This is a genomic window from Streptomyces cavernicola, assembly GCF_029968035.1.
Lineage (GTDB): Bacteria > Actinomycetota > Actinomycetes > Streptomycetales > Streptomycetaceae > Streptomyces > Streptomyces cavernicola.
Genome location: NZ_JASCIQ010000004.1, coordinates 52,905 through 65,525, shown reverse-complemented (window position 1 = coordinate 65,525; position 12,621 = coordinate 52,905). Strand labels below are relative to the sequence as shown.

The 12,621-nt window shown below is 68.4% G+C and carries 13 protein-coding genes; 4 read left to right on the top strand and 9 right to left on the bottom strand.

Annotated elements, in window-relative coordinates:
- Positions 1-238 precede the first annotated feature (238 nt).
- From QIS96_RS05215 to QIS96_RS05195, 5 genes are all read right to left on the bottom strand, one after another.
- Positions 239-607, bottom strand: coding sequence for a hypothetical protein (locus QIS96_RS05215; protein ID WP_282541176.1), 369 nt, complete (start codon positions 605-607; stop codon positions 239-241).
- 908 nt (positions 608-1,515) lie between these two features.
- The gene (locus tag QIS96_RS05210; RefSeq protein ID WP_282541175.1) at positions 1,516-2,031 is read right to left on the bottom strand and encodes a hypothetical protein; all 516 of its coding nucleotides are present in this window, start codon (positions 2,029-2,031) and stop codon (positions 1,516-1,518) included.
- A 52-nt stretch (positions 2,032-2,083) separates the two neighbouring features.
- Positions 2,084-2,581: a hypothetical protein gene (locus QIS96_RS05205; protein ID WP_282541174.1), complete on the bottom strand. Its 498-nt coding sequence runs from the start codon at positions 2,579-2,581 to the stop codon at positions 2,084-2,086.
- Positions 2,582-2,640: 59 nt separating this feature from the next.
- Positions 2,641-3,966: a hypothetical protein gene (locus QIS96_RS05200; protein WP_282541173.1), complete on the bottom strand. Its 1,326-nt coding sequence runs from the start codon at positions 3,964-3,966 to the stop codon at positions 2,641-2,643.
- Between the two features lie 67 nt (positions 3,967-4,033).
- A complete protein-coding gene (locus QIS96_RS05195) occupies positions 4,034-4,363 on the bottom strand; it encodes a type VII secretion target (RefSeq protein ID WP_282541172.1) in 330 nt (109 codons plus the stop codon).
- A 202-nt stretch (positions 4,364-4,565) separates the two neighbouring features.
- Between QIS96_RS05195 and QIS96_RS37805 the strand changes: the two genes are divergently transcribed.
- Positions 4,566-4,664 (top strand): hypothetical protein, encoded by a 99-nt coding sequence (locus QIS96_RS37805; RefSeq protein ID WP_282541359.1) that lies wholly within the window; start codon positions 4,566-4,568, stop codon positions 4,662-4,664.
- Positions 4,665-4,734: 70 nt separating this feature from the next.
- Here the strand turns inward: QIS96_RS37805 and QIS96_RS05180 are convergent, their stop codons facing one another.
- The gene (locus QIS96_RS05180; protein WP_282541171.1) at positions 4,735-5,355 is read right to left on the bottom strand and encodes a hypothetical protein; all 621 of its coding nucleotides are present in this window, start codon (positions 5,353-5,355) and stop codon (positions 4,735-4,737) included.
- A 96-nt stretch (positions 5,356-5,451) separates the two neighbouring features.
- Between QIS96_RS05180 and QIS96_RS05175 the strand changes: the two genes are divergently transcribed.
- The 3 genes from QIS96_RS05175 (at position 5,452) to QIS96_RS05165 (ending at position 8,320) form a co-directional block, all read left to right on the top strand.
- Positions 5,452-6,399, top strand: a complete 948-nt coding sequence (locus QIS96_RS05175; RefSeq protein WP_282541170.1) for an ABC transporter ATP-binding protein — start codon at positions 5,452-5,454, stop codon at positions 6,397-6,399.
- Positions 6,396-7,277 carry an ABC-2 transporter permease gene (locus tag QIS96_RS05170; protein WP_282541169.1) on the top strand — a complete coding sequence of 294 codons (882 nt, stop codon included), beginning with the start codon at positions 6,396-6,398 and terminating at the stop codon, positions 7,275-7,277. Before QIS96_RS05175 ends, QIS96_RS05170 begins: the two co-directional genes overlap by 4 nt.
- 443 nt (positions 7,278-7,720) lie before the next feature.
- A complete protein-coding gene (locus tag QIS96_RS05165) occupies positions 7,721-8,320 on the top strand; it encodes a hypothetical protein (protein ID WP_282541168.1) in 600 nt (199 codons plus the stop codon).
- A gap of 978 nt (positions 8,321-9,298) precedes the next feature.
- Here the strand turns inward: QIS96_RS05165 and QIS96_RS05160 are convergent.
- The 3 genes from QIS96_RS05160 to QIS96_RS05150 form a co-directional block, all read right to left on the bottom strand.
- Positions 9,299-10,363: a maleylacetate reductase gene (locus tag QIS96_RS05160; RefSeq protein WP_282541167.1), complete on the bottom strand. Its 1,065-nt coding sequence runs from the start codon at positions 10,361-10,363 to the stop codon at positions 9,299-9,301.
- Entirely contained in the window at positions 10,360-11,226 is an 867-nt protein-coding gene (locus QIS96_RS05155) for a dioxygenase family protein (protein ID WP_282541166.1), read from the bottom strand. The genes QIS96_RS05160 and QIS96_RS05155 overlap by 4 nt, the downstream gene beginning before the upstream one ends.
- Positions 11,227-11,315: 89 nt before the next feature.
- A complete protein-coding gene (locus tag QIS96_RS05150) occupies positions 11,316-12,512 on the bottom strand; it encodes an FAD-dependent monooxygenase (RefSeq protein WP_282541165.1) in 1,197 nt (398 codons plus the stop codon).
- Positions 12,513-12,621: the final 109 nt, after the last annotated feature.

The window sequence follows — 12,621 nt, the reverse complement described above, 5'->3', positions numbered from 1 at the left end:
CTGTTCACCCGACTCAGCTCCCTCATCTTTGGGCGCTGAGCCGAGTCTGCACCAAGCGTCCGCCTACCCCTCTCGCGTAGATCGACGACGTCCCGAACATGCAGATTTGGGACGCCGTCGGTCAACTCCGAACACGACGACGGCCTGCACAGACCCAACGGGGTCATACGGGCCGTCGTCGTGCAAGCCCTGGATTTACCGACAACGTCCCACCGGGCTGGCCCGCGAACGGCCGGTCTCAGCAGTTGATGGTGCGGATCCGCAGTTCGCCGATGTTGCCCTGGCCGAGGTTGAAATTGATGGCCACGGCTTGTCCCCAGCCGTTGGCGTTGACGTACTGGTGGTGGTTGTTGGCGGGGTTGACGGCGTCGGCTTGCGCGCATTCGCCGTCTGCTGCCGTGTCTTGGAGTTCTCCGGTGACGCTGACAGTGCCGTCCTGGTTGCAGTTGACGTCCCAGCGCGCCCAGGCCCCGTAGATGGACGCCTCGTTGCCGCGGTCCGGGCACGCGCCGCGCAGTGAGGGCCCCTCGGCGGCGGCCGGTCCGGTGAGAGTGGCGGCCAGAGCGAGCGAGGCGCCGGCGGTGGCGAGAATTCGAGTGAGGCGCATGAGCGTCTTCCTTCCCCGTAGTGGTCTGTGCGGTCTTTGGTGCCCCCGTTAACGTGCCAGCGCTACCCAGACATTCGAAACTGCCGGACGATCCCGGCGGGCAGATCAAGCTTCCACCAGTCGATCGGCGACAAACACCCCAAACTGATAGCACTCTTACCCGGATTGATAGGTGATCCCCTATCAGTCCAGACTTGAAGGGGCGGGGCCGCTACCGTCGTCTTCGCAAACGGCGCGAGCACGTCGAGCGGCGCGGGCTCGGGGCTGCACAGTCCCAGGGCACAAGGGGCTGGTCACGTTCGAGGCTGCCGGCCACACCGTGATCCGTTCCGGGCGCAGGACGCGCCAGCGGAGCCGGAAATCTGCGTCCTTGCTCCCGGCGAGGAGCAGCCAGGCGATGCAGGCCTCGAAACTGTCGTGCTCGTGCCTGGGGCGTAGCAACACCCTGCGGGCACCGCGCCGTTCGTCGAGTGTCTGATCGAACGGCTGGCGAGGGGCACCACATGGTTTCGTGAGGACCGCCCGCAGGCTCGGTGGTTCTCGCTCGTGGTGGCCGACTTCGTCCATGGCGGGTGGCCGGAGGACATCCTGTTGGAGCGGCTGTGTCTCGTTCTCAGTCGCACGCGAACGCCCGAGTTCGGTCAACCGCCGCCCCTGGGCAGCGGCGCCGCCTTCCTGGAGCTCGCCGCTTCCGGGATCGCCTCGGCTGCCACGCGCGCGTGCCGGGCCTGGACACGCCACGGAGTTCTCCGCCGATGCCCTCGAAAGCGCCGCCGTGTTGCTTCGCGAGGCCGAAGATACCGGTGGTGCGGCCTGGGAGAGGCTTGCGACAGCGGGCGGGATCACCGAGGCCGGCCTTGCCCGGCTGCTCGAAGTGGGGACCGCACGAGAGTTCGCGGCCGCTGGCTTCACAGCTTGCCGGTGATCACTCCACGCCAAGTCCATCCCGCGCCCAGAACGGTTTCCTGCAGAGGGTTCTTCAGGTCGGAGCTGTCGAAGTGGAACGTCTCGGTCACTTCGGCTTTGCCAACCTCCTCACCGCCCCCAAGCGTCCAGCGTTTGGAGACCGTCTGTACCTGGCCGCGTTGGGCCTCGGCCGAGATGGCGAGGCTTGGCGTATTGCCGACCCACGTGACCTCGTACTGCTGGTCGAGGGAACGCACTTCGTTCTTGTCCGGAACCAGACGCATGCGCACCTGGAACACTCGGCTCACTTGGGTGCGGACGAAGAAGGTCTGCCAAGCCGGATCCAGGATGCGCCACTCTGCCACCAGATCGGCGCCCTCCTCGCGGCCATCCCTGATGACGTACGGGACGTCAGGCCGGTTGAGGCCTAGCAGGGACGCGTGAACCTCGGCTGCGGATCGCGGGGCGATGCCGTCGGCGGGGCGCTTGGTACCGGTCAGCTTGTCGAAGAGTCCCATGAGATCAACCTACGGGGAGTTGGTTAGGCGGCATGAGGCGCCGCGGAGGAGGCTAGGAGGCCGCGCCACTATCCGGACGGACAGTGCGCACGAAGTCCTGGAAGTCGTCCAGGACTTCGTGGTGCTGGGCTGCGGTGGATGTCAGGACCAGGCGGATCACCGCCCGCCTGTGCGGGTCGGTGGCATCCAGCAGGGACAGGTACACCTGAGACTGGACGAGGTCGTGAGGCACCCCACTAACGACGGCTGCGATGGCCAGTGTCTGTGTGAGTCCGGGTGCGTCCGTGGAGCCGATCTCGCGGCTTGCGGTGACCTCGACGATCGCGTCGGCCTGACGCAGGCGCTCCACCGACTCGTGGGCAATCTGGGGCAACGTCGCCGCGTCGGGACGGTACTCACCGTCGATCGTGATGTTCGCGGTGAACCCGGCGTCCGCTTGCGGGTAGAGCGCGATGAACGCCGCGCCTGGTGCACCGACTTCGTCAGGTGGTGCGGCGTGCCAGCCTTCCGGCAGTTCAAACTCGATCGGCACGGGCAGGGTCGAGGCCATTTCGGGCCCTCCTTACTGTGGCGGTGTGCCTACGTCAGTAGGCCTGCGGGGAACGTGAGTCAGAACAGGCTGCCGACCCCGTCGCCGACCCAGTCGGCTGCATCACCGACGGCGTTGGCCGCATCGCTGGCCGTATCGGCGATCTTCCCCGGATCAACAGTGACCTCGAAGCCGACCTCTCCGCCGATCCCAAGGGCTGCACCTGCCTTGGCGCCGATGTGCCACTTGCCATCCTCGCCCTTGCCAAGAGTCGCCTCGGCCTCGGCACCGATTCCGGCCCACCCCTCGACCGTTCCGCCGGCCCCGAGGCCACCGATGTCCGCGCCACCCGCAGCGGAGGCCTTCGCCCCGGCGAACGCTTCCGCGCCTGCGTGCAGCCCGTCGAGACCGGCCCCGGCGCTGACCCCGGCCTCGGCGCCGGCCTTGGCCTCCGCCCTTCCATACACCCCGACGGGGCCTGCGTCGGCGGTGCCCTTGGCCGAGGCTTCGGCGCCCGCGAATGCAGTCGCCTCGCCCTTGATGCCTTCATGCGTGATGCCGCCGGCCGCGGAGGTCTTGGCGCCCACATAGGCTTCAGCCTCCCCGGCGAGCTTCATCGGGCCGTTGGTGAGCGAGCCCTCCGCGCTCGCACGTCCGAGGTCAGCGTGCGCTTCTGCTTCGGCCAGCTTGCCGCTCGCGGCCTCCGGTCCGGTGGTCGATGCATCGGCACCGGGCCCGGAGGCTTCGCCCTCGCCTTCGGCGACCCACCCGTCGGCCTTCCCACCGGCGTCCTGCTTCTTCTCGGCTGCACGGGTGGCGTCGGCGTCGGTGAGGGAGGTGACGACCTTTGAGTTGAAGTCGCTTCTACTCTTTCCGAGATCACGGCCCAGGGCCCAGCAGGCAGTCTCGTCGGCTTCGGCGGCGCGCTTCAGTACGCGTTCCACGCGACGGGCAAATGCCTCGCAGGTTTCCTGCTGTTCCCGGATCGCGGCCTGGCCATCCAGATCGTGGCGGGCGGCGGTGTCCTGGGAGAGGTCGTTGCGTGGAGTGACGGTGCCCGTAGGGCTGACCTGGAGGTCCTGTTCCTTGGCTTCAACGTCGGCAAGGTGGTGGAGATCGTCCTTGGCCTTCTTGAGCTCGGTGTGCAGTGATGTGAGAACGCCTGCGATTCCTTTGGCTTCCTTGTGGGCGTTCTCGTACTGCTGTTGGGCGGCGCGCACGTCACCGTCGGCCTTGGCCGCCGTCAGGATCGGCTGGGTCCAGTCGGCCTGTTTGAAGGGGCGGGCCACTTGGTCGCCGTAGGCGGTGTCCAGCTCTTTCAGCTTGGTGGCGGTTTCTTCCCAACGGCCAGCGGCTGCTTTGAGGTTGCTGAGGTTGAGGTGGTACAGCTGCTCGTACTTCGGCATGGAGTGTGCGGGTTCCCCGTGGCGTCGTGCGTCGGACTGGCTGTGTGGCGGTGTTGAAGGTCCTGCTCTAGCCGAAATCGCTCCGCAAGGAATCCATGTTCTGCGTATTCGCTGCTTCGGTGCGCTGGTACAGCATTCCCGATCTGGCGCACTGACTGGCGAGGCTGTTGCAGTCGGCCACAAGCGCGGAGACTTGAGCCGACCAGATCTCTGCCAGTCCGGAGAGCGCCTTGTCCAGCCCGCCGTCCCAGTTGTCTGTGCCGAAGTCGCGGGATGCCGAGCGCGTCTCGTCCACCGGATGCGCGCCGGCGCTTCGCATCTGTCCCGCGATCTCGCCTGCGCCGCTACCTGCACGGCTGAGCGCTGCCGGATCCTTGATGTCCGTCCCGGCTGACACGCCATGTCCCCATTTCGTTTACGATCCAGTTGGAGCGGACGGGCCAGACTTTTTGACGCGGCCATCTCCACCCTGAGTCTAACTCTGGCCACTCACCGGAGTTGAGTGAGCCCCCTACTCATAGGGACCGCGAGCGGCGCGAAGGTCCTGCCCCAAGTTCGACCTTGTCCTCCAAGTACTGCGCGAGGACGACACGTTGAAGGTGCCCCGGCTCGACCGCCTCTCCCGCTCCGTCCCCCACCTGGTGACGCTCGGCGCCGACCTGCGCGAGCGCTACGCAGGTCCTACATCACCCACCTGATCGAAGACGGCCACGACCCACTGTTCGTCCAACAGCAGGTCGGCCACGACCACGCCCCCACCACCGCGATCTACACCTGCGTCTCCTCCGACTTCCGCACCCGCTCCCTGCGCCGCGCCTTCGACGCCACCACCGAGGCCGCCCTGCGGCCGGGAAGGACCTCCTGATGCCACGCCAGATCAGCTACCGATGGCGCCTGTGCGAACTGATGGCCGCCCGTGGCATGTTCACCGTCACCGAGCTCATGCCGCACCGGGTAGTGGCCCGCGGCGGCGATCTGCTCGACGAGCGTCAGCGCCGCAGCGGTGAGTGCGGTCCGGCGCGTCCGGGTGGCGGCGATCCAGGCGACGGCGAGATCCGTCAGCACAGCCTGCAGGCAGCCGATCTGCCACGCCTGCCCCGGTGCCATGAAGGGGAACGCCGAGGCCAACTGCGAGGCCGCCGTCACGGTTGCCGCGAACGAGCCGGCGAGCATCAGCAGCAGAGCCGGAAACGGTCGACGCAGAAGCAGAGGAATGGTCAGAACCGAGAGCACGGCCGGCAGGAGGAGCCGTGCACCGGTGGGCTCGTGTTCGTCGAGGACCGCGCCGTACAACAGGATCGGGTAGGCCAGAGCCCCGCACCAGGCCAGGGCCTGCGCCGCGGCGGGCCGCAAGCGCCAGGACAGGGCGGCGCGGTGTGAGACGCTCATGCCGCGATGATAAGTACGGGCCGACGCCAGGTCGTCGGCCTCAAGGCGTACGCCCCGAGGCTACAAACGCGTCCTCGGAGTGTGGCTCGCGGGCCGATGCCGTACGGACCCGGCCACGGCACCGTGGGCCGGGTGATCGACGCCAACGACCTGACGAAGCGATACGGCGCCACCACCGCCGTCGACCGCCTGACCTTCACCGTCCGCCCCGGCCATGTCACCGGGTTCCTCGGCCCCAACGGCGCAGGTAAGTCCACCACGCTGCGGATGATCCTCGGCCTGAACGAACCCAGCGGCGGCACCGTCACCGTCGACGGCCGGCCGTTCCGGGGACGCCCACGAGGACTGCGGCACGTCGGGGCCCTGCTCGACGCCCATGACGTACACGGCGGACGCAGCGCACGGTCGCACCTGTCGGCACTGGCGCACAGCAACGGGCTGCCGCGCCGCCGGGTCGGCGAAGTCCTGGAGGAGGTGGGCCTTGCCACCGTTGCCCGTCGCCGCATCGAGGGGTTCTCGCTGGGAATGAAGCAACGGCTCGGCATCGCGACCGCGTTGCTCGGCGACCTGCCCGTCCTGCTGTTCGACGAGCCGCTCAACGGCCTTGACCCGGAGGGTGTGTTGTGGGTGCGCGGCCTGTTCCGTCGGCTGGCCGCCGAGGGCCGTACGGTGCTGGTCTCCAGCCATCTGATGCGCGAGATGGAGCACACCGCCCAGCAGCTGATCGTCATCGGCCGGGGCGAGCTGATCGCCGCGGAGAGCCTGGCGGAGTTCGCAGCCCGCGGCACCCGGTTGACGGTGACCGTCCGAACGCCCGAGGCCGCCCGGCTGATGTCCGTCCTCGCCGAGGAGGGGGCGGCCGTCCGCGGCGAGTCCGACGGGTCGTGCACGGTGACCGGCATGGGCGCGGATCGCATCGGCGAGCTCGCCTTCCGCAACCGGGTCCTGCTGCACGAACTCTCCCCGCGCTCCGCCTCCTTGGAAGAGGCGTTCATGGGGCTCACCGCCGACAGCGTCGAATACAGCGCAGGAGACGCACGATGACCACACAGACAGCCACCGAGCCCGAAGCTCACGTGACCGCTCTCGCCCCACCAGGCCGGTTCCACCACCTCCTCATCGCCGAGTGGATCAAACTGTGGTCGCTGCGTTCCACCTACGGGGTCCTCGGGGTGGGCCTCCTGGCCGTCGTCGGGATCAACGTCAACTCCGCTCTGTCGCACGCCGATCGGCTGGCGCAGCAGCCCGAACTGCCGCCTGCCCCGCCGCCGGGGCGTGCCGAGCTGCCGCAGATGCTGTTCGATCCCCTGGCGTCCGCCTTCGTCGACCCGGCCCGGCAACTCCTCATGGTCATCGCGGGCAGTGTCGGCGCCCTTGCCGTCTTCGGCGAGTACACCAGCGGACTCATCCGCACCACCTTCGCCGCCGTTCCCGCACGCCGTACGGTGATGACAGCCAAGGCGACCGTCATGGCGGCCGTCATGCTCGTCCTCGGCACAGTTGCCGCGGGCGCCTCGTTCGGCGTCACCCAGGCGATCCTGCAGGAACACCACGGCATGTCCATCGGCGACCCCGGCGCACTGCGGGCCGTCGCCGCGTCCGTGCTGCTCGCGCCGCTGTGCGCCCTCGTCGGCATGGCCCTCGGCGCACTCGTCCGCCACGCCGCGGGCACCGTCGTCGCTGTCGTCGGTGTGCTCCTGTTGCTGCCCACGCTGTTCATGGGCGAGACCTATCGGTGGGTCAAGGAGATCGGCAACGCGATGCCGCTCACCGCATGGCGAGCTCTGGTGCAGAACCCTGAACGGAACTACAGCGTGGACAAGTACCCGGTATCGGTCACCGAGGGGTGGATCGTGTTCGGGGCATGGTCGCTGGTGGCGGCAGCGGTTGCCGTGGCCGTCGTGCACAAACGTGACGTGTGAGCAGACCAGGCGTCGTTCCCCACACATGACCTGAAGGGGTCCGGCGTGTGCGGCACCGCCGGCCCGGTGCCCCGGTGCCAGCTGACCGTCCGGGCGATCGCCCGAGCCGGACGGCCGGAGACCTCAGCAACTCCGGCGCCCGCCGGCGACGCCGCCCGGACAAGGGCTTGGAGGTTCACATCCCGGCCCACCGCGGTTCCCCCGTGGCCTGCCCGAAACACCCCCAGCAGGGCCCTGCTCCTCCAGCAGCGACCGCAATTCCGACTGGGCCGATTCCCTCGAGCTTTCGTCCAGCGCTTCGAGCTGCGTCTCGAAGCGCGTCTGCCACACCGCGCTCTGAACGGGACGGCGTCCACGTCCTTACCCAAGGGCAGCGGCAGCCACCCGACAGGTCTGACTGAAAGTCAGACTTACCTGACTGTATCGAGGCCTACGCTGGCCCAATGGGTGTGGGGATAGAGGTGGTGATCGTGGACTGGCCGCGGGTGGAGTCGGTTCCGGTCGATGACCGGGAAGAACTGCTGATCGAGGCTGCCTTCGGGGAGGCGTACAGCGACGATCTCTTCGAGCATGGCTGGTCGTGGCCCGTTCAGCCGGGTGCGGACTGGTACGGCAGGTATGCCCTGCGTAACACGCTCGGCTCGTACAAACCCCACTTCTGGGCCGGTCACCGCTGGGATCACATGCGCGACTTCGTCGAGCCACAAGTGCGTGAAGTGCTGGACCAGTTCAACGACGCCCTGTTCTGGCACGGCCTGGAGGACACCACCGGTGCGCGTTCCGCGTTCTCAGAACGGACGTGCACCTGGAACGCGGACCTGTTGTTGTGGTGTCCGCCCGACCACGTGTCGCTGATCGCCTCATGGTGGCGGCAGGCGGTGCCCCACCTCGAATCTCTACGTGAGCCGTTCACCCGGCATGCCGCGGATCCCGGCAGGTGGATCAGTACCTTCGAATCGTTCGCCGACTTCCTGACGGACTGGGGAGAGGTGGTCACGGAGGCTGAGCGCCGTGCCTGGGGCATTGTCGGCCTGCGCTGCTGAACCCAGACACGAGGCACCTGCGGCCGTGCACCGCACATCGACACGCACTATCGCGACACGCACATCCGCTGACAGCACCGCGATATCCGCGATCGGCGGGAACAGCAACTCATCCAGCCGGAACAAGATTTCGTTCACAGTGCCCAACTGTCTGCACACTCACTCGCGCCACTGCTCGTTTTGAGGCAACTTCCCGATCCCACAGGGGAGTTCAATCGTCAGTCACAGTGCTTGGGTCACACAGCCTGAGCCTGAGCCTGAGCCTGAGCCTGAGCCTGAGCCTGAGCCTGAGATCGGGCAGCGAGTGCGCCCGCCCGGCCTGGTCGGCCCGTGGTCAGTGCCGCTGTTCGCCCCCCAGGGAACGGGCCCTGCTGAGCAGCTCCGCCTCCCGGCCGCTGCAGCCGGCGCCGAAGCGTGATCGAAGCCCGGCGCCCGCACTCGGACCCCAGCCCCGAGCCCGAGGACCACCCCTCGCCCTCCGCGGATGTCGATGGCTCGTGACGGTGGATCAGACCAGGTTCACTCAACCGGTTCGAGATGGCTGTCCAGGAAGCACCTGGCTGGTGTGACGCCGCCGGTCTTGAAGAACCCCCGCCGCGTGAGAGGTCTCCCCGTCAGTGGCTGGACTCTGTCCACAGGGCCCCCGGCTCGAGCATCGATTCCGAGGCCGCCGCGCCCCCGTGGGGCGGCCCTGTCTGAGGAGCTGTCATGCCCTAGAGCACCATCACCACGCCGCTCGCTCCGATGGAGCCGGACGAGGTCGCCGACTCCTCCACCTACATCCGGGCTTGCAGGCCCGACGGCATCGACCCGAAGCCCGCATGGCCCGGCGGCCAGCGGACGAACGGATCTGGTGGGGCTGGCGGTGTACAGGCTGCGGACGAGGTGGAGGGTGTGCGGGCAGTCACGGCTGCCCGCACAAGAAAGACACCACCGCGCTTCCTGCAGGTCACATCACCTCGTTGCCGACGAGAGTCGTCACAGCGCACCTGTCAGAAGTTGCTCGAGGTCGGCGCGGCCCACCGGGCGGGGGTTGGAGTACGGGTTCGCCAGGACCGCCTCCACGATCCGGGGCAGATCGGCCGCACTCACGCCGAGTTGCGAGAGCCGACGCGGTGCGCCCACGGTGTCCGCGAGGGCCGCGAGCGCGGCTGACGGGTCGTCGGTGTCCAGGGCCCGGGACAGCGCCGCCTCGGCCTGCGGCGCGGCGGGCAGGTTGAAGGCGGCCACGTGCGGCAGCACGACGGCGTGGGTCTGGGCGTGGGGCAGGTCCAAGGTGCCTCCCAGGGCGTGGCAGAGCTTGTGGTGCAGGCCCATGGTCGTGGCCCCGAGGCAGGCCCCGCACAGCCATGCGCCCTGGAGCGCGGCGGCGCGGGCGCCCCGGTCCCGGGGGTCGGCGACGAGCGCCGGCAGCGCGGCCGCCAGGTCGCGCACGCCCTGTTCGGCCATCGCCGCGATGACCGGTGACCCGTCCGGTGCGTAGAGCGCCTCGACCGCGTGCGCGAGGGCGTTCAGCCCACTGGTGGCCGAGACCTCAGGCGGGAGCGTCAGGGTGAGATCGGGGTCGTAGACGACGCTGCGCGGCAGCACCGCCGGGTCCCGGCCGGTCCGCTTCTGCGCGTTCTCGGTCAGGCCCCAGATCGGCGTCATCTCCGAGCCCGCGTACGTGGTGGGGACCGCGACCACGGGAGCCCCGAACTTCAGCGCCAGGGCCTTGCCCAGGCCGATCGTGGATCCGCCGCCGACGGCGAGGTAGCCGTCCGCGTCGAGACGCTCGGCCTCGGCGGCGGCGTCGGCCACCGTCTCGACGGGCACGTGCATCCGGGCCTGTGCCAAGGTGCCCGCCGCCCGTGGGCCGATGAGCTCGGCCGCCTGTCCGGCGAGGTTCTGCTGCTCGGGTGTGCACAGGACCAGGACCCGGCGAAGGCCGAGTCGGTCGATCTCCTCGGGCAGCCTGTCGAGGCTGCCGTTGCCGAAGACGACGCGCATCGGCAGGGCGTCGTAGACGAAGGCGGGGAGGGGCATGGGGGCGGTTCCGTTCATGAGGTGGGGTTCTTCGGGCAGAGCCGGACGTCGAAGTGGGCGTGGCGGAACGGGACTTCGACGCCATGGCGCGCGGCGAGTGCGGCGTCGGTGGACGGTGCGAAGTCGGTCACCAGGCTTGCCTTGACTGCGAAGACGGCGTCGCTGTCCAGGTAGGGGCTGTCCGCGACGAACATATGGGTGACCAGCTCTTCGTGTCCGGGGGCCGAGGCCAGCACGTGCACGTGGGCCGGACGGTACGGATGCCGGCGCGTCGCTGTCAGCAGTGCGCCGACCGGTCCGTCGGTGGGGATCGGGTAGTGGCTCGGCACCACGGTGCGGAACCAGAACCGCCCCTCGTCGTCCGCACGGAACAGGCCGCGGCCGTTGCCGGCCGGCTGCACGTCGGGCTGCTGGACGTCGTACAAGCCGTTCTCGTCGCACTGCCACACGTCTACGACCGCGCCGGGCAGCGCTGCGCCGTCGGCGTCGTTCACCGTGCCGGTGATGACACAGGGGGTCCCGGTGCCGACGAGATCGATCGAGTCACCGAGCTCCCGCGCGGGCGACTCGGTCATGTGGAAGGGGCCGAGGACCGTGCTCTCGGTGCATTCGGCACCCTCGTTGATCGTCTCCACCAGCATGGAGACCCCGAGGATGTCGGAGAGCAGAACGAACTCCTGCCGTGTGTCGTCGCACTTCTGCCCGACGGCTGTGAGGAAGTCGATCGCCCGCGCCCACTCTTCTTGGGTCAGCGCGAGCTCTCGGACGGCATCGTGCAGGTGCCGTGTGACGATGCCCAGGATGTGCTTCAGCCTCGCGTCGGGGGTGTTGGTGAAACTGTCCGTCACAGCGGTGGTCGCCGTGTCCTCGTCGAAGTCCATCTCGTCTCCTCGATGCGGCAGGGCCGCGAACAACAGCCGTCGGCGGTCGCCGCCTTCGGGTTGGTGGATCGGTAGCTGAGAGGCGGGGGTCATAGGCCGGTGTGGACCGCAGATTCGGCGTCGTAGCCGTAGATCCATTCGTTTTCCCGCAGAGGGTCGACGCACGCCATGGCGGCGTCCCGTGACTGCTGCTCGGGTCCGTCAGGCAGATGGTTGGCCTGCGCACGGCCACGGCTCGCTGCTTGCAGACGATGGGTCCGTTCGATGCGGAGGTTCTGATAGCGGTCGAGTGCTTGTTCCGGATCGTGTGGTGTGGCGGCGAGGCAAGTGGCCAGCGCTGCGGCGTCCTCGATCGCCTGCGCCGCCCCTTGAGCGAAGAACGGCAACATCGCGTGCGCGGCATCGCCGAGCAGCGTGACACGACCCTTGGTCCACCGAGACAATGGCGCCCGGTCGCGCAACGCCGACCGTCCCGGAGTTCCGCCGGCACGAATGAGGTCGACCAGGTCCGGGTGCCAGCCGTCGAACTCGTGCAGGAACTCCTCCACCGTTGAGGTAGCGGTCCAGGACTCCTCTGCGTGTGGTGGTGCCGGGGCGAACGCCACCAGGTTGATGAGGGTCCCGGCGGCGATCGGATAGTGCACGAGATGGCGGCCAGGGCCGAGCCACAGCGACTGAATCCGACGGCGTGCGAAGGCTGGGGCACTGTCGGCGGGGACCAGCGCGCGATAGACGCACAGGCCCGACTCCGTCGGCGCCGACGGTTCCGCGACGATGTCGCGGAACGCGGAGTGGATGCCGTCCGCACCGATGACCACGTCAGCCTCGGCAGTGGTGCCGTCGGCGAAGTGCAGGCGCGTCGTGCGGCCGTTGACGTCGATCGAGCGACACCGACGACCCAGGTGTACGTCGCTCTCGGGCACCGAGGATCGGAGCATGTTCAGCAGATCCGCTCTGTGCACGGTGTAGGTGCGCTCGCCGAAAAGCTGTTCGCAGGCCTCCGCGAGGGGCTCGGAAGAGAGCACCTGGCCGTTCTCCCAGCGACGGAACTCCCACCCGACCTCAAGCTGTACGGCCCGGTCCAGAAGCTGGGGGAAGCCGTCCAGGCGACGCAGCAGCTTCACGACATTCGGAGCGACGACGAGGCCTGCGCCGACTTCGGTGAGGGCCCGCGCCTGTTCGTACACCTGCGCTCGGAGACCGGCACGCCGGAGGAACGCAGCGGCAGCCATGCCGCCGATCCCACCACCCACGATCGCGATCTGTGGCTGCTCAGCAAGGCTCATGACGGTCATCACCTCTCGAAACGCGGGATCGGTACGGTCGAGAGCATCACCGCGCGAACGGCCTCGCACCAGCCATGATGTTCATTGAATGACTCCACTGCTCTGGTGG

What these genes read in the sequence shown, in the direction of transcription:
- QIS96_RS05215 (WP_282541176.1), bottom strand. Translation starts at nt 607, where the DNA reads ATGCGCCTCACTCGAATTCTCGCCACCGCCGGCGCCTCGCTCGCTCTG.
- QIS96_RS05210 (WP_282541175.1), bottom strand. Translation starts at nt 2,031, where the DNA reads ATGGGACTCTTCGACAAGCTGACCGGTACCAAGCGCCCCGCCGACGGC.
- QIS96_RS05205 (WP_282541174.1), bottom strand. Translation starts at nt 2,581, where the DNA reads ATGGCCTCGACCCTGCCCGTGCCGATCGAGTTTGAACTGCCGGAAGGC.
- QIS96_RS05200 (WP_282541173.1), bottom strand. Translation starts at nt 3,966, where the DNA reads ATGCCGAAGTACGAGCAGCTGTACCACCTCAACCTCAGCAACCTCAAA.
- QIS96_RS05180 (WP_282541171.1), bottom strand. Translation starts at nt 5,355, where the DNA reads ATGAGCGTCTCACACCGCGCCGCCCTGTCCTGGCGCTTGCGGCCCGCC.
- QIS96_RS05175 (WP_282541170.1), top strand. Translation starts at nt 5,452, where the DNA reads ATGCCGTACGGACCCGGCCACGGCACCGTGGGCCGGGTGATCGACGCC.
- QIS96_RS05170 (WP_282541169.1), top strand. Translation starts at nt 6,396, where the DNA reads ATGACCACACAGACAGCCACCGAGCCCGAAGCTCACGTGACCGCTCTC.
- QIS96_RS05165 (WP_282541168.1), top strand. Translation starts at nt 7,721, where the DNA reads ATGGGTGTGGGGATAGAGGTGGTGATCGTGGACTGGCCGCGGGTGGAG.
- QIS96_RS05160 (WP_282541167.1), bottom strand. Translation starts at nt 10,363, where the DNA reads ATGAACGGAACCGCCCCCATGCCCCTCCCCGCCTTCGTCTACGACGCC.
- QIS96_RS05155 (WP_282541166.1), bottom strand. Translation starts at nt 11,226, where the DNA reads ATGGACTTCGACGAGGACACGGCGACCACCGCTGTGACGGACAGTTTC.
- QIS96_RS05150 (WP_282541165.1), bottom strand. Translation starts at nt 12,512, where the DNA reads ATGAGCCTTGCTGAGCAGCCACAGATCGCGATCGTGGGTGGTGGGATC.